Source organism: Brevundimonas sp. DW-iso22, assembly GCF_058725425.1.
Map to the genome: position 1 here is coordinate 1 of NZ_JBZXEB010000007.1, position 16,297 is coordinate 16,297.

The following is a 16,297-nucleotide window of genomic DNA, read 5'->3' on the forward strand; positions in this document are numbered from 1 at the left end:
AACCGGCGTCGATCGCACCGTACCAGCCGTTCGGCTCTGCCGAGGCCGTTCCGGCCGAAAGGGCGAGTGCGCCCGCGGCGCTTGTCGCCAGGATAAAAGTCTTAACGCGCATGGGGAAGTGCCCTCCGCAGCCCAAAATGAAGTCGTGGACAATCGACGGACCGCCACAGGTCCGCTCATAACAGGCCGCAATGTCAAGGTCGAGCCGTCCCTACGGTATTGCGATGCGACGTGGCGCCCACGCTACATCATAGTTGCATCACCAATTCACGCAACCAACGCCCGATGACACCCTCCGTTTGATAATGACATGGCCCCGGCTTGGCCTTAGTGACCCGACAGATGGACGAGACGATGCGCCAATCCGAAGACCGCGGCTGGGACACCGCCAAGACCCTGGCCGAGGCCCTGCCCTACATCCAGGTCTATGATCGCAAGATCGTGGTCATCAAATACGGGGGCCACGCCATGGGCGAGAGCACCGTGGCCAAACAGTTTGCGGCCGATGTGGTTCTGCTGAAGCTGATGGGCGTCAATCCCGTCGTCGTCCACGGCGGCGGGCCTCAAATCAGCGCCATGCTGGACAAGGCGGGCGTGAAGTCCAGCTTCGTCGACGGCCTGCGCGTCACCGATCCCGCTACGATGGAGGTGGCCGAGATGGTCCTGTCCGGCGCGGTCAACAAGGAGATCGCCCACTGGATCACCATGGCCGGCAAGGAGGCAGACGTGCGCGGCGTCGGCCTGTCGGGCAAGGACGCCGGCCTGCTGACGGTCGAGAAGACCAAACGCACCCAGCGCGACCCCGACAGCATGATCGAGCACGAGGTCGATCTGGGCTATGTTGGCGAGCCTACGAAGGTGGACCCCAAGCTGATCGCAGGCCTGATCGCATCGGAGACAGAGGACTGGGTGCCCGTCATCGCCCCGATCGGTGTGGCCGAGGACGGTCAGACCTACAATGTGAATGCCGACACGGTAGCCGGGGCCCTGGCCGGATCGTTGAATGCCAAACGCATGCTGCTGCTGACCGATGTGCCCGGCGTGCGCGGCGCGGACGGCGAGATCATCCGCCAGATGACGGTAGGCGAGGCGTCGAAGCTGATCGAAGACGGCGTCGCCACGGGCGGCATGATCCCCAAGCTGCAAACGGCCATGGCCGCCGTGCGCGCCGGGGTCGAGGCCGTGGTCATCCTGGATGGTCGCCGGCCGCATGCCATGCTGGTCGAGCTGTTCACCGAGCACGGTGCCGGCACCCTGGTGAAAGCCGGATGAGCCGTCCCGTCGGCGCTGGACTGGATCATGTCCGCCACTGGGTGTTCGACATGGACGACACCCTTTATCCGCGCGAACAAGGACTGATGTCGCTCGTTCAGGCCCGCATCAATGCCTTCGTGGTCGAGGCCGTAGGCATGGCCCCGGATGAGGCGGCCGTGCTGCAACGCCAGTTTCTGGACGAGCACGGCACGACCCTGGCCGGTCTGATGGCCAGCTACACCATCGACGCCGACCGCTTCCTGCATGAGGTTCACGACGTGCCCCTGGACGGGCTGGAGCCAGACCCGCGTCTGGCGGATCAACTGAAGGCCCTGCCGGGTCGATGCTATGTCTTTACCAACGGTGCGCGTGAGTATGCGCATCGGGTGTTGGCCCATCTGGGCATCGCCGACTGCTTCGAAGGGGTTTTCGCCATCGAGGATGCCGAACTGACGCCCAAGCCCGCACCCGCGACGTTTCGTAAGATGCTTGACCGGTTCAGCATTGATCCGCACCGCGCGGCCTTCTTCGAGGATACGCCCCGCAATCTGGAGCCCGCCAAGATCCTGGGTATGGCGACCATCCTGATCGGGGACGGCCATGGCAAGCCATTGGGCGACCACATCGACCACATCGCGCCCGACCTGCACGACTTCCTTTCCGACCTGAGCTTCAAGGACGCCGCATGACCGCGCATGCCGATCTGGAAACCGTCATCGAACAGGCCTGGGACAACCGGGCCGACATATCGACCGCCACCCACGGCGATGTCCGCAAGGCCGTCGAACAGGCGCTGGCCCTGCTGGATTCCGGTCAGGCGCGCGTCGCCTCGCGGGGTGAAGACGGCGTCTGGACGACACATCAGTGGCTGAAGAAGGCGGTGCTTCTGTCCTTCCGGCTGAATCCCAACGTCCGCATGGGGGCCCATGTCGGGGCGACCATGGGTCAGATCGACCCGACTCCCGGTCCCTACTGGGACAAGGTGCCGGTCAAATGGGCCAACTGGACCGAGGCCCAGTTCGAGGGTGCAGGCTTTCGCGCCGTGCCCGGTGCGGTGGCGCGTCAGGGGGCCTTCATCGGCCGCAACGTGGTGCTGATGCCGTCCTTCGTGAACATCGGGGCGTATGTCGATGAAGGCTCCATGGTGGATGCCTGGGCCACCGTCGGGTCCTGTGCCCAGATCGGCAAGAACGTCCATCTGTCCGGCGGCGCGGGCATCGGCGGCGTGCTGGAACCCCTGCAGGCCAATCCCACCATCATCGAGGACGGCTGCTTCATTGGCGCGCGCGCCGAGGTGGCCGAGGGCGTCATCGTGCGCGAGGGCGCGGTCCTTGCCATGGGCGTCTATCTGTCGGCCTCGACCAAGATTGTGGACAGGGCGACCGGCGAAGTCTTCCGCGGCGAGGTCCCGGCCTACAGCGTGGTGGTGCCTGGCGCGATGCCCGATCCGAACGGGGGTCCATCCTTGTATTGCGCTGTCATCGTCAAGCGCGTTGATGCCCAGACTCGCGCCAAGACCGGCGTCAACGAACTGTTGCGGGACTGAAGCGGGAACACCGTCTGGCCGCAAAGTGGCCAATCCGACAGACGATACCGGCAGGCAGCGCTAGAGATGCCCCTCAAGCGAGGGGGCTCCCATGCGCATCTACCAATTCCATTTCTTCGACCCGCGCGGCAATGTCCCGGCGCTGGATCTGGCCGAATACGAAGATGACGGCGCGGCCAGCCGCTCCGCGATGAAGCGACTGGATGAACATGCCAGTTGCCAGGGCGTGGAGCTGTACGAAGGCGATCGCCTTGTCCTGCGTGTCGAACGTGCGGGCGGCACGAAGCGCCCGAATACGTTCGTCCACGACCAGGCCCTTACGGCCTGAGAACCATCCTGACACGTCGTTTCGCCTAAGTCGGTTTCCGGCGGACGAACCGTCCAGCCATCGCCTATCGGGCGACTATGCATCAAGCCTTGCCGTCGAATGCCCTGCTCGCTGCCCTGTCGCCTGAAGACCGCGAGGCCCTGACCGGGGCGGCCACCCTCTTCCCCTTTAAGGTCGGCCACGTCTTCGTGGAGGCGGGCGAACCCGTTACGCACGTCTATCTGATCCGGCGAGGGATCGTTTCTGCCGTCGCCGCTATGGCGGACGGACGCACGGTCGAGGTCTTCATGGTCGGGCGCGAGGGCATTACCCACCCCGCCGCGAGTGCAGCGCCTGTTCGCACCTATTCGCGCCATGCCGCCCAGGCCGATGGCGAGGCCTGGAAGATCGAGGTCGGTCGGCTGCGCCAGTTGTGCCAGGAACGCCCGGCCATCCAGTCCGCCATCCTGTCCTATGCCTCGACCCTCCAGTCGGAGTTGGAGCAATCCGGGGCCTGTAATGCCCTGCACAGGGCCGAGCAGCGGTTCGCCAAATGGCTGCTGCGGTGTCACGACCGGCTGGACGGCGACACACTGAACCTGACTCAGGAATATCTGGCCGCCATGCTGGGGTCTCAGCGGACCACGGTGAATGAGGCCGCACAGGCCCTGCAGAAGACGGGGGCCATCACCTATTCGCGGGGTAAGATCACCATCATCGACCGGGCCATGCTCGAGCGTACGGCCTGCGAATGCTACAATGGACGCACCGCAGAGCCGCCACTCTGAACAGGCCTAGTTCGCGGTCGCGAGCCGGACCAGCTTGCCGTTCTGCTCGTCGGTAATGGCCCAAACGGCACCGTCCGACCCCACCGCCACGTCGCGCACACGCTCGCCCAGATCGGTCAGCAGGCGCTCTTCGCCGACGACGCGGTTATTCTCCAGCACCAGCCGCGCGATCTGCTTGTCCTTCAGGCCTGCAACCAGCAGATTGCCGTTCCAGCCCGGGAACATGGCCCCTTGGTACAGGGTCATGCCGCCCGGCGCGATGACGGGATCCCAGTAGTAGACGGGCTGTTCGGTGCCGTCCTTGGCGGTATTGCCCGCATTGATCGGGCCGCCACGATATTCGACGCCGTAAGCAGCATCGGGCCAGCCATAGTTCTTGCCCGCCTGATCCAGATTGATCTCGTCGCCGCCGCGCGTGCCGTGCTCGACGGTCCAGACGTCGCCGTTGGCGGCGATGGCGATGCCCTGGACGTTGCGGTGACCCAGGCTCCAGATCTCCGGCAAGGCTCCGTCCTGTCCGACATAGGGGTTGTCCTGCGGCACGGTCCCGTCAGCATTGATGCGGATGGTCTTGCCCATGTGTGAGCCCAGATCCTGGGCCTGGGGCCGCATCGGTGCATCGGACCGCTCACCCAAGGTGATGAACAGATGGCCATCGGGCGCGAAGGCCAGCGAAGAGCCGAAATGCTTGTCGCCGTCATAGACCGGCAGGGCGCGGAAGATGACCTGGGCGTTCTCCACGCTTGACCCATCATCCGACAGGCGGCCGCGCGCAACCGAGGTCGCATTGCCGCCGGTCCGGGCCTCGGAATAGCTCCAGTAGATCATGCGATCCTGACCGAACGTCGGGGCGATCACGACGTCCAGAAGGCCACCCTGACCGCGCGCATCCACGACGGGCAGGCCCGTGATCGGCTCGCCGACCACACCCTCGGCGGTGATGATGCGCAGACGGCCCGGCTTTTCCGTTACCAACCAGCGACCATCCGGCAGCATGGCCAGGCCCCAGGGGTGCTCCAGTCCCGAGGCGACGACCGTATGGGCCAGGGCCGCTTCGGTGCGGACGGCCGGAGCACGTGTCTGCTCAGGGAAGGCCGGGGTCTGGTTGGGCGCATTTGCCGGGCGGGTTTCAAGAGGGCCGCCGGTGGCAGCGGGCGCATCCTGGCCATTGGCACCACAAGCGGCGGCCAGCGTCAGGGAAGAAACAGTGGCTGCGAGGGCGATCAGGCGCATTGGGACACTCCGGCGGTCAGGTCTGGGATCGGGATTGGTCAAACAACGGTAGCGGCACCTTCGCCGTTCCGCGAGAGGATGATCGTACGATGCGACCGATCGCCTCTGGTCACGGCAACACCACGGCACCTTGAAACCGCCCGCGCCCGCCTATATAGGCGGGCCTCTTCCGGCGGACAGACCAGTTCCCGTCGGAACCTGAACGACTGGTTCGTCGATTGGGGCTGGATAGCTCAGCTGGTTAGAGCGGTGGATTCATAACCCACAGGTCGGCGGTTCAAGTCCGCCTCCAGCTACCACTCAATATACTTAGTTAAATCAACTGCCTAATGGGTCGATAACCAGCCTCATTCGGTCACCCAACGTATCTCTAATTTGTCCCGCCAATCGCGTTGAGCGTGAGCGCGAGCCATCGCCTCAACGATCCGCAAGAGGGCGGGGTCCAAGCCCTCGGGACTGGGTATTGGGGAAGGGCAGCAGGGGACAGTGGCGGTCATGGTCCACCGTCGCGGTATTACCGATTAAGGGTGCGTTTGCACCGAAGCTCTGGGCTTGTGGCAGACGGTTGCTATCCCTCGAACTCGGGATCGATCTCGCGCGCGACCTCTATGAGTTTGGCCAGGTCGGTGGCCGTATGGCGACCGGATTGGTCGCGATGCCAAGGGAACTGGTCGCCCAGCCTAGTCTCAATCTGCCAAATGGTGACGCCAGCGGGCCCACGCGGCGGCGTGACGTCGATGATACGAACTTCAGTCATGAAGTGTCCTTTTTGGAGAAGAGGGGTGCCAGGCGGCACCCCTCCCTACACTAACGAGTCATGAGAAGAGCGTTGCCGGCTCCGTAGAAGTTCGGGTCCAGCACCTCAGTGGCACCCAAGAGGGTGGCTCCAGGTTTATAGACTCCGACCCGACCGAACTCGGTGCGAAGGGTCCGCAGAGCATTGTCGCAGCCCGCTTCCCGTTCATACGCTTCGCCGCTTTCAGCCATGATGTTCCCGTTGTCGGACCAGAACCGCCAACGCCAGCCATCGGCTGCCCTCCATTTTTGTATTTTCAACTTAGTCTTCTCCACGGCTTGCGACTGCCCCTAAGCTGCGCTACCTGCGGATTGCACCCCGACAGAACGCTGCTCGGAACTGACGACATCGCCGCTGAACGGCGTCAGTTCGCTTAAGGCAGGAGAAGACTTCCCCTCCCAAACGCTGAGATGTGGGATAGCTTAACCATTTCGCAAGACCGGTCGCCCGCCCGTCCACAGGCGGGCGTTTCCTTTTGTCCGCCCGCGCCGCCCGCTTCGCATAACGCCCGATGTGCGCGGCACCGTCTAAGTGTGACTTATCGTCGGCTGTCGCCAACGAGCGAACAATGCAACACCAAATGCATAAACGTCGCCGTACCGCTTGTGTACCTCTTGTAGAGTCGGTTAAACGTTGAAAACGGTCTCCGCCAAAAACTCTTGACCATCAGGTTGAAAATCGCTAGGCGGCGCCCAAATTATGAACTCATTCCCCGTTAAGGGGTTTGGTTTAGTGAGTTGCGCAGATTTACGCGCACAGAAAGGAGGCCTTAAGAATGTCAGAAAAGCAAACGCTCGACGCGCGCTTCAAGGCCGATCGCGAAGCCGGGAAAGTGAAGGACCTCAAGTTTTTCCTTGCTCCCGTGTCGGAGATGACGGCCGAGGATGTATGTGGAGAAGTGAATCACTTCCTTGACGCGTACGAGAAGGGGAACTTCACTCGGATCGAATCCTGGAGTGATTCGAACCGCGTTCGATAACTCACCTTTCTGTGTGCTAGAACGAAAGGCTCCGGTTCGCCGGGGCCTTTTTTCGTTGGAGGAATAATGCAAATCACGTTGGAGGAGCTGGTCAAAGCCTTTCGCGAAGTGGCGAAAGTTCGCGAGGCCATGCGCGCCTACTGCGTGGGCCACGACGGCAGCAAACTGAGCTTGGACGACCTGACGGTTGCTATCAACGAATGTTATGGCATCAGGTTAGAAGCCGTTGAGATCAAGCCCCGGAACGGCAGCGTTCGCGGTTTGGTCATTACGCTCCCGAACGGCGAGGCCAAGGTTCTCATCCAACGCGGCTTGCCGGAGGACGGCCGCCGCTATGTTTTCGCGAAAGAAGCCGGTCAGATCATGATCGCAAATGGCGAAAACCTGACTGATCGCCCAAGCGGTATCATCGAATTTTATACTCAGGACGATTCGGCTCTTCCAAACGATGATGGCGTCGGCCAGGACATCCGGTCAGAAGAGCTTGCCAAGTTTATCGCGATCGAACTCCTGTTCCCTCGCCACTTACGTGATGGGGCCATCAAGCGCATCGCTGATAATGAAGAGAGCAGCCTCGAGCTCGCCGCCCAGTTAGAAATGCCAGACTACCTTGTCGAGTACGTGCTTAGCGATCGTTACCGTACAATTGCTGCCGCCGTATGGCAGCAAGTCGATGAGGCTGAAGCTCGAGTAGTCGAAATGATCTCGCCTAAAAAGGCTGTAGAGCGCTAGCATTAAGACTTCCGCTTTAACGGACGCATTTGCCGCTAAGCGCGTATGGCTATTATAGCATCAACCAAGTTGGGGGTCGGTACGAACCTGCCTCCAGCTACCATCGCCGCCGCAACCCCTCCAGACCTGTCGCGTTAACGGCCAAGGTTCAATCCTGGAGGACATTCATGCGTATTCGTATTCCCGCCGCCGCCGCCGCCATCGCCGCCCTGTCGCTGGGCATGGCTGCTTGTACAGAGTCCGAACAGGACAGGGCCGAAGTCGAGGCAGAAGCGGCGGCCGACACGGCCGGTGATGTCGCGGCGCAGGCTGGCGAAGTCATTGAGTCCGGTGCCATGAAAGCTGCCCAGGCCGTCGAGGAAGGTGCCAGCAATGTCGCCAATGAGCTGGAAGAGAACCAGGCCGAAGCGGCAGCAGAAGGTCGTGCCGGCGCAGTCAATCCTTCTACGGATGAGCGCGTACCGGCCAACTAATGGCTCAGCCCGGCTCCGCCAGAAGCGCCTCGACCAAGGCGCGAGCCTCGGGGCCGGCCCAGTCAGCACCGCCGGAATAGCTGGCCCGGACCCGCCCCTGACGGTCGATCAGGACCGTCTGGGGCATGGCCCCCTTGCCGGGCAGTTCAAACGGCAGTTGAAAACTTGGGTCGCTGTAGAACGGCAGCGGGGCGTGGTCGTCGATGAAGGCCGCGCCCGCAGCAATCTGATCGGGCGTCGCATCGACGTTGACCGGCAGGACAAGCAGGTCGGTACCCTCGTAGGCCTGCGCCAGGGTCGCCAGTGTCGGCATCTCTGTCCGGCACGGGGCGCACCACATGGCCCAGACATTGACCACCACGACCTTGCCGCGGAAGTCAGCCAGGGTCGCATCGGCTCCATCGCGAGTCTTGAACCCATGGTCCGGCGCGGACATCGGCGCGTCCGGAACGACCAGCGCGGCCAGCTGACCGGTGGCATAGCGGGACAGGTCGCTTTTGCCCGCCTGATGGGCGTATAGGGTGACACCCCCCGCGATCAGGCCCAGCAGCACGATCGCGGCTCCCACTGCCACTGCCTTCCTCGAGCCGTTCATGACCGAACCATCGACGCCTGCCCCCGACGCGGGGCGCGCGACCCAGACCAAGTCCGCGAGCGCCGGTCAAGACATGTGGGGGGGACGCTTTTCGTCGCGCCCCGCTGACATCATGCAGGCGATCAACGTCTCCATAGGGGTTGACCAGCGTCTGTGGGCCCAGGATCTGGCCGGATCGCGCGCCCACTGCCGCATGCTGATGTTGCAGTCGATCATCACCGAGGCGGATGGCCAGGCCATACTGGGCGGACTGGACACCATCGAAGCCGAGATCACGGGCGGCACGTTCCCTTTCCGCGATCAATACGAAGACATCCACATGAATGTGGAGGCGCGCCTGTCCGAACTGATCGGCGAGCCGTCGGGCCGGCTGCACACGGCCCGCAGCCGCAACGACCAGGTCGCCACCGATTTTCGCCTTTGGGTGCGCGACGCCTGCGACCGGGCGGTCAAACAGCTACAAGGCTTGCAGAAGGCCCTGCTGGTCCGCGCCGATCAGCATGCGGGTGACCTGATGCCCGGTTTCACCCACCTCCAGACCGCCCAGCCGGTGACCCTGGGCCACCATCTGATGGCCTATGTCGAGATGTTCGGACGGGACGCAGGGCGGTTCGCCGACGCCCGCACCCGCATGAACGAAAACCCGCTGGGAGCCGCTGCCCTGGCTGGATCGCCCTTTCCCATCGACCGCCACATGACGTCACAGGCCCTGGGCTTCGACCGGCCGATGGCCAACAGTCTGGACGCCGTGTCCGACCGTGACTTCGCCCTGGAAAGCCTGGCCGCCGCCTCCATCACCGCCGGGCATCTGTCGCGCCTGGCGGAGGAGATCGTGGTCTGGATGACGCCGATGTTCGGCTTTGCCAGCCTGCCCGACGACCTGACCACCGGCTCGTCGATCATGCCCCAGAAGCGCAATCCGGACGCCGCCGAACTGGTCCGCGCCAAGACGGGCCGCATCCTGGGTTCGCTGGTCGCCCTGTCGACGGTGATGAAGGGCCTGCCGCTGGCCTATTCCAAGGACATGCAGGAGGACAAGCCGCCGGTGTTCGAGGCCTTCGACGCCCTGACCCTGGCGCTGGGTGCCATGACGGCCATGGTCTCGGCCCTGCAACCGAACACGGAAAAGATGGCTTCGGCCGCGGGCGCAGGCTTCTCGACCGCCACCGACCTGGCCGATTGGCTCGTGCGCGAACTGAACCTGCCCTTCCGCCAGGCACACCATGTCACGGGTGCGGCAGTGAAACGGGCGGAGACCCTCGGCCTGGGGCTGGCTGATCTGCCGCTGGACGAACTGAAAAACCTGCATCCCGGCGTCACCGAAGCCGTGTATGAGGTTCTCAGCCCCCAAGCCTCCTGCGCCAGCCGCCAGAGCTTCGGCGGCACCGCGCCGGAACAGGTTCGCGCGCGCATCGCCGAGTGGAAGTCACGTCTCGCATGAAAGAGTTCACGATGAAGAAGGTCGTTCTGTTGGGCACTGTGGCGCTGTTCGCCGCCGGGGCTGCTGCCTGTGGTCGCATGGCCGACCTGGAGGCACCGCCCGCCCGTGAGACCGAACGCGCCCAGCGCGACGGCCGTGCGCCCAGCCTGCCCGAGCCCGCGACGGTCAACCGTCCGCCCAGCCAGATGCCGATCGACGGCGGCCCCAGCAGCCCCTTCGGCGGCTCGGGCTCCAGCCCCAACTAGGTCCGCGCTTGCACCATTTCGTTCTGAAGGACGGCGGGCTTTACGCCGAAGGCGTCGCACTGGAGACGCTGGCTGAGCAGGTCGGCACGCCGACCTATGTCTATTCGACTGCAACCCTGGCCCGGCATTACGGACTGTTGCGTGACGCGGTAGCGGCACATCGGTCCGCACTGGGCGACGCCCTGATCGCCTTTGCGGTCAAGGCCAACTCCAATATCTCGGTGCTGGCGACCCTGGCCCGAATAGGCTGCGGAGCCGATACGGTATCCGAAGGTGAAATCCGCCGGGCGCTGAAGGCGGGCGTGCCGGCCGACCGCATCATCTTCTCCGGCGTCGGCAAGACGGACGCCGAACTGGCCTTCGCCCTCGAACAGGGCGTACGCCAGATCAATGTCGAAAGCGGCGTCGAGCTGGACCGGCTGATCGCAGTCGCCACCCACAAGGGCCAGTCACCGGACATCGCCATTCGCGTGAACCCGAAAGTCGGGGCGGGCGGTCACGCCAAGATCACCACCGGAGGCGAAGGCGACAAGTTCGGCGTGCCGGTCGAGGAAGCCCTGGCCCTCTATGCCCGCGCCTCCGCCTCGCCGCATGTGACGCCCGTGGGCCTGGCCTGCCACATCGGCAGCCAGATCACGGACCTGGCCCCGCTGGAGGCCGCGTTCCGGACCCTTCGCGACATGACCCTGACCCTGCGGGCGCAGGGCCTGTCGGTGACCCGGCTGGATCTCGGCGGCGGGCTGGGCGTGCCCTATCACGGCCAGGCGGAGACCGCGTCGATCGCCGACTATGTCGCCATGTGCGCGCGCGTACTGGACGGACTGGAGGTCGAGGCAGCGTTCGAACCCGGCCGCCTGCTGGCCGCCAATGCCGGGGTGCTTCTCAGCCGCGTGATCCAGGTCAATGAGCGGGCCGACGGCCGTCGCTTTCTGGTGCTGGATGCGGCCATGAACGACCTGATGCGCCCGGCGCTGTACGACGCCTTCCACGAGGTCGTACCGGTTCGACCACACGGCGGCGACGCCTTATCCTACGACATCGTCGGCCCCGTCTGTGAGACCGGCGACACCTTTGCCCGCGATCGCATGCTGGCTCCGCTTCAGGCCGGCGATCTGGTCGCCTTCACAGGCGCGGGGGCCTATGGCGCAGTCATGTCCAGCGAATACAATTCCCGCCCGCTGGTGGCCGAGGTGCTGGTCGACGGCGACCGCTGGGCCGTCATCCGGGACCGGCCAACATATGAAGACATGTGGGCGCGGGAGCCGAAGGCGGACTGGCTCTAGTCCAGCGCGCACACATCCGGCAGGCCGCGCAGCGCGCCCGCGTGATCCAGCCCATATCCGACCAGGAACCGGTTCGGGGCGTCCCAGCCGACGAAGTCCGGCTCCGGCGCGCGCGGCAGGGGCCAGGGCTTCTTGGCGAAGACGGCGGTAACGACTTCGGAGGCACCGGCCGCCCGGGCGATCTTCACGGCCTCGGCCAGCGACAGGCCTGTGTCGAACACATCGTCCAGAATCAGGACGCGGCGGCCCTCGACCGAGCGTTGCAGCGGGGCATAGACGTCGATCCGTCCCCGGCTGGACTGTTCGTCGCCATAGGAGGCCAGCCATAGCGCGTCGAAGCGGACGTTGCGGCCCACGCGCGCCAGTGCCCGGGTCAGATCGGCGGCGAACCACAGGCCGCCCGTCAGCAGGACGACCGCCACCGTCTCGTCATCAATGACGGGGGCGATGCGCGCGGCCATGTCGGCGACGATGCGCTGAACCTCGGCCTCGGGCAGAAGGACGGTGGGTGTGGGTGCAGGGTCAGCCATGAGGGGCGGATACCGCCCCGCCACGGCTATTGTCGAGGGCCGTCGTGCTGACGTTGGTCGCCACCGCGTCGATCGGCTGCATATTCAGCGGCTCTGTCGAACTGGACGGAAGCGCAGGACGCAGCGCCCCGTCATCGGCGACAGGAAGCGGACGAGGGGCGGGTGCAGTTGCATGCTGAGTGGCTTCGCCGTGGTCGGCGGTCGGCCTTGCGTCATGCGGCTCAGCATGAGTTGGCTCAGATGTTTCGGTCAGGACAAAATCGACAGCCACACCACGACCCTTGCCGCCGGGGTCATCAACGATGCCGGCAAAACCCTGGACCTTGCCCGGCAGTACAGGGGCCGCGTCGATGCGCACGATGGCGTGGCCGATCTCGGCACCGTTCTCGTCCAGCAAAGCGACCCGCACCGGCGGCGCGACCCGCTCATTGTCCCTCACGTTCCGCAGGGCTCCAGAGATGACGATCTTGCCCGGATCGTTCGGCAGGGCCCGTCCCGTCAGCGCCTCGAAGTCCAGACCGGTCGGATTGACCTCCATCCCGACGGCCGCATAGGCGGCGGCCGTGCGCGGCATCATCTCCACGACCTCGACCCGGAACAGCCATGCAGCCCCAAGCAGAAGTGCGAAACCGGAGGCGATCCCAGCCCAGACCACGCCGTGGGTCGCGGCGCGCCTCAGGCGGCGCTGCTGTTCCACCTTGGCGCGGTAAGCCTTGGGCAGTTCGGGCGCGGGGGTCTCGGCCAGTGATTCGGATTCCGGCTCCTCGCGCTTGCCGAAGCTGGTGGTTTCCTGTGGGACAGTCTTGGCCACCACAGGCGGCGCTTCGCTGAGTTCCAGCGGCTCGTCCAGCGTCGCGCGCCAGGTGTGCTGGCACGTCTTGCAACGGACCGAGCGACCGCCCGGCCCGATCGCTTCATCGGGGGTGAAATAGCTGGTGGCGCATGACGGGCAGGTCAGTATCATGGGCGCTGACTGCGAGGCTCTTCGCCCCCTCCCGTCGCGGCGATCACACCGCGTCCTGATCCAAAATTCATGTCCGTCCAGCCCCGCCGCACGCCCGACACCGCCTCCGCCGCCGCGACCGTCCGCCTTGAGGGCGTGGGCTTCGGCTATGCGCAAACGCACCGCGCGTTGCGGGACATTAACCTTACCTTGCCTGCCGGCTCTTTCCATTTCCTTACCGGGCCGTCCGGAGCGGGAAAATCGACGCTGCTGAAGTTGCTGACCCTGGCCGAACGGCCAGTCTCCGGGCGGCTGCATCTGTTCGGCCAGGACGCGACGGCGGCGACGCGGCGCGAGCTGCCCGGTTTTCGCCGTCGCATGGGCATGGTGTTCCAGGATTTCCGCCTGCTGGATCACCTGTCGGCCTTCGACAATGTCGCCCTGCCGCTGCGCCTGACGGGCCAGAAGGCGTACCGGGCCGACGTCGAGGAGATACTGGCCTGGGTCGGGCTGGGCGACCGGATGGAGGCGCGACCCTCCACCCTGTCCGGTGGGGAGCAGCAACGGCTGGCCATCGCCCGGGCCGTGGTCACCCGCCCCGACCTGATCCTGGCCGACGAACCGACCGGCAGTGTCGATGCCGTCATGGCCGAGCGGCTGCTGAAACTGTTTCAGTCGATGAACCGGCTGGGCACCACGGTCCTGATCGCCAGCCATGACCAGGCCCTGGCCGAGCGGTCCGGGGCCACCCTGTTGCGGCTGGAGAGCGGTCGTCTGACAGGCGGTGATACATGATCGGCCGGCTGACCAGCAGCAGGATGAGCCTGCTGCCCCGTGACGCGGGCGGCGAGCGCTGGCTGGTGTCGCTGATCGCGGTGCTGTGTTTCCTCGCCTGTCTGGCCGCTGTCGGGGCCGCCGCAGCAGACCGGGCCGCTCACGGCTGGGCGCGCCAGCTGGGCACTGAGGCGACCGTACAGGTGCGGCCCCGCGTCGGCGAGACTGGGGCCGAGGCTGCCGCCCGCGCCGCCGAGACCCTGGCCGGGGTCACCGGCGTGGCCGAGGCCCAGACGATGGATCGAAAGACGGCGGAGGATCTGCTGCGGCCCTGGGTCGGGGATGCCGTCCTGCCCGACCTGCCCTTGCCCTATCTGATCACCGTGCGGCTGGACCGCGACGCCCCCGCCAGCGCCGTCACCCTCAGTCGCGCCTTGGCCGAGGCGGGGCTGGACGCCAGCGTCGACGACCACAGCCTGTGGCGCGGCGAGGTGGAACGGTCGGCGGGCCTGATAACGGCGCTCGCTATTGCCGCCTTCCTGCTGACCGCGGGTGCGGCGGGGGCGGCGGTCGTGTATGCGACGCGCGCAGGAATGGCGGCGCAAAGGGCGTTGATTGAGACGCTCAGCCTGAACGGGGCCTCCGACGGAGCCGTCGCCTGGCTGTTCCAGCGTCGATATGCCCTGTTGGCGGCCACGGCGGGGGCGATCGGTGCGGTCGCCGCCATGGCTGCGGCGTCGGCCCTGCGTCTGCTTGGAGGCACCGAGGGGATCACGCCGGCCCTGCCCGTGGCATGGAGCGATATCCTGCTGCTATCGCCATGTCCTCTGCTGGCCGCTACGGTGGCGCTTGTCGCGGCGCGCTTCACGGCGCTGGCGGGAATGAAGGACCGTCACTAGCTTGAAGCCCATGAAGTTTCTCACCTTTGTCGCCATCCTGGCCCTGATGTGGCTGGTCGGCCTGTTCGTCTTTGCCGAACGGGTGCGCGGCTTCACCCCGGCCGAGGACCCCGCACGCGCGGACGCCATCGTGGCCCTGACCGGGCCGTCGGCCGAGCGGGTCAATGTGGCCATCCGCCTGCTGGAAAACGACAAGGGCGACCGGGTGCTGATCTCGGGCGTCAATCGCGAGGTGCGCCGCCAGGAACTGCGCGCCCTGACCCCCGGCTCCAACCGTCTGTTCAACTGCTGTGTCGATCTCGGCTTCGAGGCGATGGACACCATCGGCAATGCCCAGGAGATCGCGGCCTGGGCCCGCGACAAGGGCTATACCCGCCTGATCGTGGTGACGTCCGACTATCACATGCCCCGGTCCATGGTGGAAATCCGCTCGGCCTATCCGGGCGTGGAGCTGACGCCCTATGCGGTCGAGACCCCGTCGCTGGACAACAGTGGCTGGTGGAAGGCGGCGGTCACGGCGCGGCGGATGACGCTGGAATACATGAAGTATCTGGCGGCTTTGGGTCGCGCGGTCTGGACGCGGGTCAGCGGCGATGCGCCCGCGCCGGTCGAACCCGCGTCCGATGACCAGACAGTCGAAGAGGCTGTCCGTCCATGACCACCTTCCGCTCCCTGCTGTTCGTGGTCTGGCTTTATCTGTCGATGGCGGTGTTCGCCGTCGGCCTGTCGCCCACCCTGCTGCTGCCCTATCGCGTCGCCATGACGGTGATCCGGGTCTGGGCCAAATTCATTCTGTTCGGCCTGCGCTGGATCGCGGGCGTGAAGGTGGAGTTCCGGGGGCTGGAGCATCGCCCGACGGGCGCGGCCCTGATGGCGGGCAAGCATCAGAGCATGCTGGACGTCATCGCGCCCTTCGCCATCCTGCCGGACAACTGTTTCATCATGAAGAAGGAGCTGATGCCGCTGCCCTTCTTCGGCTGGTTCGCCTGGAAGACGCGGATGATCGCCGTCGATCGCTCGGCCCATGCCAAGGCCCTTAAGGACATGGTCAAACAGGCCCGGGCCCGCCACGCCGAGGGTCGCCAGATCCTGATCTTCCCGGAAGGCACACGGGCCGAGGTCGGGGCCGCGCCCGACTACAAGCCCGGCATCGCCGCCCTGTACCGCGACCTCGACGTTCCTTGCACCCCCATGGCCACCAACTCCGGCGTCCACTGGCCCGCGCACGGGTTCCGCCGCTATCCGGGGACCGTGGTCTATGAGTTCCTGCCGCAGGTGCCTGCCGGTCTGAAGCGGGCGGAGTTTATGGCGCAACTGGAGGAGAGGCTGGAGGGGGCGTCCACCAATCTGCTCCCTCTCCCGGCGAGAGGGCTTGAGCCTCCGAGAGTGTAGCGATCGGCAAGGCGCAAGGGTGAGGGGCTACGGTCAGCGGCGGCTTCGCCGCTCCAACCAGCCGACCCTCATCCGGCGCTTGGCACC

At 65.4% G+C, this 16,297-nt stretch carries 21 protein-coding genes and 1 tRNA gene; 16 read left to right on the top strand and 6 right to left on the bottom strand.

Annotation, left to right across the window (positions count from 1 at the left end):
• Positions 1-354 precede the first annotated feature (354 nt).
• From argB to AC4PRM_RS12355, 5 genes are all read left to right on the top strand, one after another.
• Positions 355-1,272: an acetylglutamate kinase gene (argB, locus tag AC4PRM_RS12335; RefSeq protein WP_373256215.1), complete on the top strand. Its 918-nt coding sequence runs from the start codon at positions 355-357 to the stop codon at positions 1,270-1,272.
• Positions 1,269-1,943 carry a pyrimidine 5'-nucleotidase gene (locus AC4PRM_RS12340; protein ID WP_492040094.1) on the top strand — a complete coding sequence of 225 codons (675 nt, stop codon included), beginning with the start codon at positions 1,269-1,271 and terminating at the stop codon, positions 1,941-1,943. The genes argB and AC4PRM_RS12340 overlap by 4 nt, the downstream gene beginning before the upstream one ends.
• Complete coding sequence (gene dapD, locus AC4PRM_RS12345; RefSeq protein WP_492040095.1) at positions 1,940-2,800, top strand: 2,3,4,5-tetrahydropyridine-2,6-dicarboxylate N-succinyltransferase; 861 nt, start codon at positions 1,940-1,942, stop codon at positions 2,798-2,800. Before AC4PRM_RS12340 ends, dapD begins: the two co-directional genes overlap by 4 nt.
• 91 nt (positions 2,801-2,891) lie before the next feature.
• Positions 2,892-3,128, top strand: a complete 237-nt coding sequence (locus AC4PRM_RS12350; RefSeq protein WP_373256218.1) for a hypothetical protein — start codon at positions 2,892-2,894, stop codon at positions 3,126-3,128.
• Positions 3,129-3,205: 77 nt separating this feature from the next.
• Positions 3,206-3,895: a Crp/Fnr family transcriptional regulator gene (locus tag AC4PRM_RS12355; protein WP_492040096.1), complete on the top strand. Its 690-nt coding sequence runs from the start codon at positions 3,206-3,208 to the stop codon at positions 3,893-3,895.
• A gap of 6 nt (positions 3,896-3,901) precedes the next feature.
• Here the strand turns inward: AC4PRM_RS12355 and AC4PRM_RS12360 are convergent, their stop codons facing one another.
• Positions 3,902-5,128, bottom strand: coding sequence for a PQQ-dependent sugar dehydrogenase (locus AC4PRM_RS12360; protein WP_492040097.1), 1,227 nt, complete (start codon positions 5,126-5,128; stop codon positions 3,902-3,904).
• Positions 5,129-5,350: 222 nt separating this feature from the next.
• Here AC4PRM_RS12360 and AC4PRM_RS12365 point away from each other — a divergent pair.
• A tRNA-Met gene (locus AC4PRM_RS12365) sits at positions 5,351-5,427 on the top strand.
• A 269-nt stretch (positions 5,428-5,696) separates the two neighbouring features.
• Here the strand turns inward: AC4PRM_RS12365 and AC4PRM_RS12370 are convergent.
• Together AC4PRM_RS12370 and AC4PRM_RS12375 are read right to left on the bottom strand one after the other, a co-directional pair.
• Entirely contained in the window at positions 5,697-5,885 is a 189-nt protein-coding gene (locus tag AC4PRM_RS12370; RefSeq protein WP_492040098.1) for a hypothetical protein, read from the bottom strand.
• Positions 5,886-5,935: 50 nt separating this feature from the next.
• The gene (locus AC4PRM_RS12375; RefSeq protein ID WP_492040099.1) at positions 5,936-6,199 is read right to left on the bottom strand and encodes a YegP family protein; all 264 of its coding nucleotides are present in this window, start codon (positions 6,197-6,199) and stop codon (positions 5,936-5,938) included.
• Between the two features lie 500 nt (positions 6,200-6,699).
• On the opposite strand from AC4PRM_RS12375, the gene AC4PRM_RS12380 reads away from it, so the two are divergent.
• The 3 genes from AC4PRM_RS12380 to AC4PRM_RS12390 all read left to right on the top strand — a co-directional run bounded on the left by AC4PRM_RS12380 (position 6,700) and on the right by AC4PRM_RS12390 (position 8,108).
• Complete coding sequence (locus tag AC4PRM_RS12380; RefSeq protein ID WP_492040100.1) at positions 6,700-6,903, top strand: hypothetical protein; 204 nt, start codon at positions 6,700-6,702, stop codon at positions 6,901-6,903.
• Between the two features lie 66 nt (positions 6,904-6,969).
• Positions 6,970-7,635, top strand: coding sequence for a hypothetical protein (locus tag AC4PRM_RS12385; RefSeq protein WP_492040101.1), 666 nt, complete (start codon positions 6,970-6,972; stop codon positions 7,633-7,635).
• 167 nt (positions 7,636-7,802) lie between these two features.
• Positions 7,803-8,108, top strand: coding sequence for a hypothetical protein (locus AC4PRM_RS12390; RefSeq protein WP_373256221.1), 306 nt, complete (start codon positions 7,803-7,805; stop codon positions 8,106-8,108).
• A 4-nt stretch (positions 8,109-8,112) separates the two neighbouring features.
• Here AC4PRM_RS12390 and AC4PRM_RS12395 read toward each other — a convergent pair whose 3' ends face one another.
• Positions 8,113-8,676, bottom strand: coding sequence for a TlpA family protein disulfide reductase (locus AC4PRM_RS12395; protein ID WP_492040102.1), 564 nt, complete (start codon positions 8,674-8,676; stop codon positions 8,113-8,115).
• A gap of 100 nt (positions 8,677-8,776) precedes the next feature.
• Here AC4PRM_RS12395 and argH point away from each other — a divergent pair, with 100 nt between their 5' ends.
• From argH to lysA, 3 genes are read left to right on the top strand one after another with little or no spacing between them, the layout of a single operon-like run.
• Complete coding sequence (argH, locus tag AC4PRM_RS12400; RefSeq protein WP_492040292.1) at positions 8,777-10,144, top strand: argininosuccinate lyase; 1,368 nt, start codon at positions 8,777-8,779, stop codon at positions 10,142-10,144.
• Between the two features lie 11 nt (positions 10,145-10,155).
• The gene (locus AC4PRM_RS12405) at positions 10,156-10,389 is read left to right on the top strand and encodes a hypothetical protein (protein ID WP_373256223.1); all 234 of its coding nucleotides are present in this window, start codon (positions 10,156-10,158) and stop codon (positions 10,387-10,389) included.
• 8 nt (positions 10,390-10,397) lie between these two features.
• Complete coding sequence (gene lysA, locus AC4PRM_RS12410) at positions 10,398-11,672, top strand: diaminopimelate decarboxylase (RefSeq protein WP_492040103.1); 1,275 nt, start codon at positions 10,398-10,400, stop codon at positions 11,670-11,672.
• Here the strand turns inward: lysA and AC4PRM_RS12415 are convergent.
• Entirely contained in the window at positions 11,669-12,202 is a 534-nt protein-coding gene (locus tag AC4PRM_RS12415; protein WP_373256225.1) for a phosphoribosyltransferase, read from the bottom strand. The two genes, lysA and AC4PRM_RS12415, sit on opposite strands and share 4 nt — an antisense overlap.
• Complete coding sequence (locus tag AC4PRM_RS12420; protein WP_492040104.1) at positions 12,195-13,166, bottom strand: MJ0042-type zinc finger domain-containing protein; 972 nt, start codon at positions 13,164-13,166, stop codon at positions 12,195-12,197. The genes AC4PRM_RS12415 and AC4PRM_RS12420 overlap by 8 nt, the downstream gene beginning before the upstream one ends.
• 69 nt (positions 13,167-13,235) lie before the next feature.
• Between AC4PRM_RS12420 and AC4PRM_RS12425 the strand changes: the two genes are divergently transcribed.
• From AC4PRM_RS12425 to AC4PRM_RS12440, 4 genes are read left to right on the top strand one after another with little or no spacing between them, the layout of a single operon-like run.
• Positions 13,236-13,940, top strand: a complete 705-nt coding sequence (locus AC4PRM_RS12425; protein ID WP_492040105.1) for a cell division ATP-binding protein FtsE — start codon at positions 13,236-13,238, stop codon at positions 13,938-13,940.
• A 23-nt stretch (positions 13,941-13,963) separates the two neighbouring features.
• Entirely contained in the window at positions 13,964-14,818 is an 855-nt protein-coding gene (locus tag AC4PRM_RS12430; protein WP_492040106.1) for a cell division protein FtsX, read from the top strand.
• A 10-nt stretch (positions 14,819-14,828) separates the two neighbouring features.
• Positions 14,829-15,476: a YdcF family protein gene (locus AC4PRM_RS12435; RefSeq protein WP_373256229.1), complete on the top strand. Its 648-nt coding sequence runs from the start codon at positions 14,829-14,831 to the stop codon at positions 15,474-15,476.
• Entirely contained in the window at positions 15,473-16,210 is a 738-nt protein-coding gene (locus AC4PRM_RS12440; RefSeq protein WP_492040107.1) for a lysophospholipid acyltransferase family protein, read from the top strand. Before AC4PRM_RS12435 ends, AC4PRM_RS12440 begins: the two co-directional genes overlap by 4 nt.
• Positions 16,211-16,297 lie beyond the last annotated feature (87 nt).

Bases quoted from the DNA above. Each gene is read 5' to 3' on its own strand.
- argB (WP_373256215.1), top strand. From the start codon at position 355: ATGCGCCAATCCGAAGACCGCGGCTGGGACACCGCCAAGACCCTGGCC.
- AC4PRM_RS12340 (WP_492040094.1), top strand. From the start codon at position 1,269: ATGAGCCGTCCCGTCGGCGCTGGACTGGATCATGTCCGCCACTGGGTG.
- dapD (WP_492040095.1), top strand. From the start codon at position 1,940: ATGACCGCGCATGCCGATCTGGAAACCGTCATCGAACAGGCCTGGGAC.
- AC4PRM_RS12350 (WP_373256218.1), top strand. From the start codon at position 2,892: ATGCGCATCTACCAATTCCATTTCTTCGACCCGCGCGGCAATGTCCCG.
- AC4PRM_RS12355 (WP_492040096.1), top strand. From the start codon at position 3,206: ATGCATCAAGCCTTGCCGTCGAATGCCCTGCTCGCTGCCCTGTCGCCT.
- AC4PRM_RS12360 (WP_492040097.1), bottom strand. From the start codon at position 5,128: ATGCGCCTGATCGCCCTCGCAGCCACTGTTTCTTCCCTGACGCTGGCC.
- AC4PRM_RS12370 (WP_492040098.1), bottom strand. From the start codon at position 5,885: ATGACTGAAGTTCGTATCATCGACGTCACGCCGCCGCGTGGGCCCGCT.
- AC4PRM_RS12380 (WP_492040100.1), top strand. From the start codon at position 6,700: ATGTCAGAAAAGCAAACGCTCGACGCGCGCTTCAAGGCCGATCGCGAA.
- AC4PRM_RS12385 (WP_492040101.1), top strand. From the start codon at position 6,970: ATGCAAATCACGTTGGAGGAGCTGGTCAAAGCCTTTCGCGAAGTGGCG.
- AC4PRM_RS12390 (WP_373256221.1), top strand. From the start codon at position 7,803: ATGCGTATTCGTATTCCCGCCGCCGCCGCCGCCATCGCCGCCCTGTCG.
- argH (WP_492040292.1), top strand. From the start codon at position 8,777: ATGTGGGGGGGACGCTTTTCGTCGCGCCCCGCTGACATCATGCAGGCG.
- AC4PRM_RS12405 (WP_373256223.1), top strand. From the start codon at position 10,156: ATGAAGAAGGTCGTTCTGTTGGGCACTGTGGCGCTGTTCGCCGCCGGG.
- AC4PRM_RS12415 (WP_373256225.1), bottom strand. From the start codon at position 12,202: ATGGCTGACCCTGCACCCACACCCACCGTCCTTCTGCCCGAGGCCGAG.
- AC4PRM_RS12420 (WP_492040104.1), bottom strand. From the start codon at position 13,166: ATGATACTGACCTGCCCGTCATGCGCCACCAGCTATTTCACCCCCGAT.
- AC4PRM_RS12425 (WP_492040105.1), top strand. From the start codon at position 13,236: ATGTCCGTCCAGCCCCGCCGCACGCCCGACACCGCCTCCGCCGCCGCG.
- AC4PRM_RS12430 (WP_492040106.1), top strand. From the start codon at position 13,964: ATGAGCCTGCTGCCCCGTGACGCGGGCGGCGAGCGCTGGCTGGTGTCG.
- AC4PRM_RS12435 (WP_373256229.1), top strand. From the start codon at position 14,829: ATGAAGTTTCTCACCTTTGTCGCCATCCTGGCCCTGATGTGGCTGGTC.
- AC4PRM_RS12440 (WP_492040107.1), top strand. From the start codon at position 15,473: ATGACCACCTTCCGCTCCCTGCTGTTCGTGGTCTGGCTTTATCTGTCG.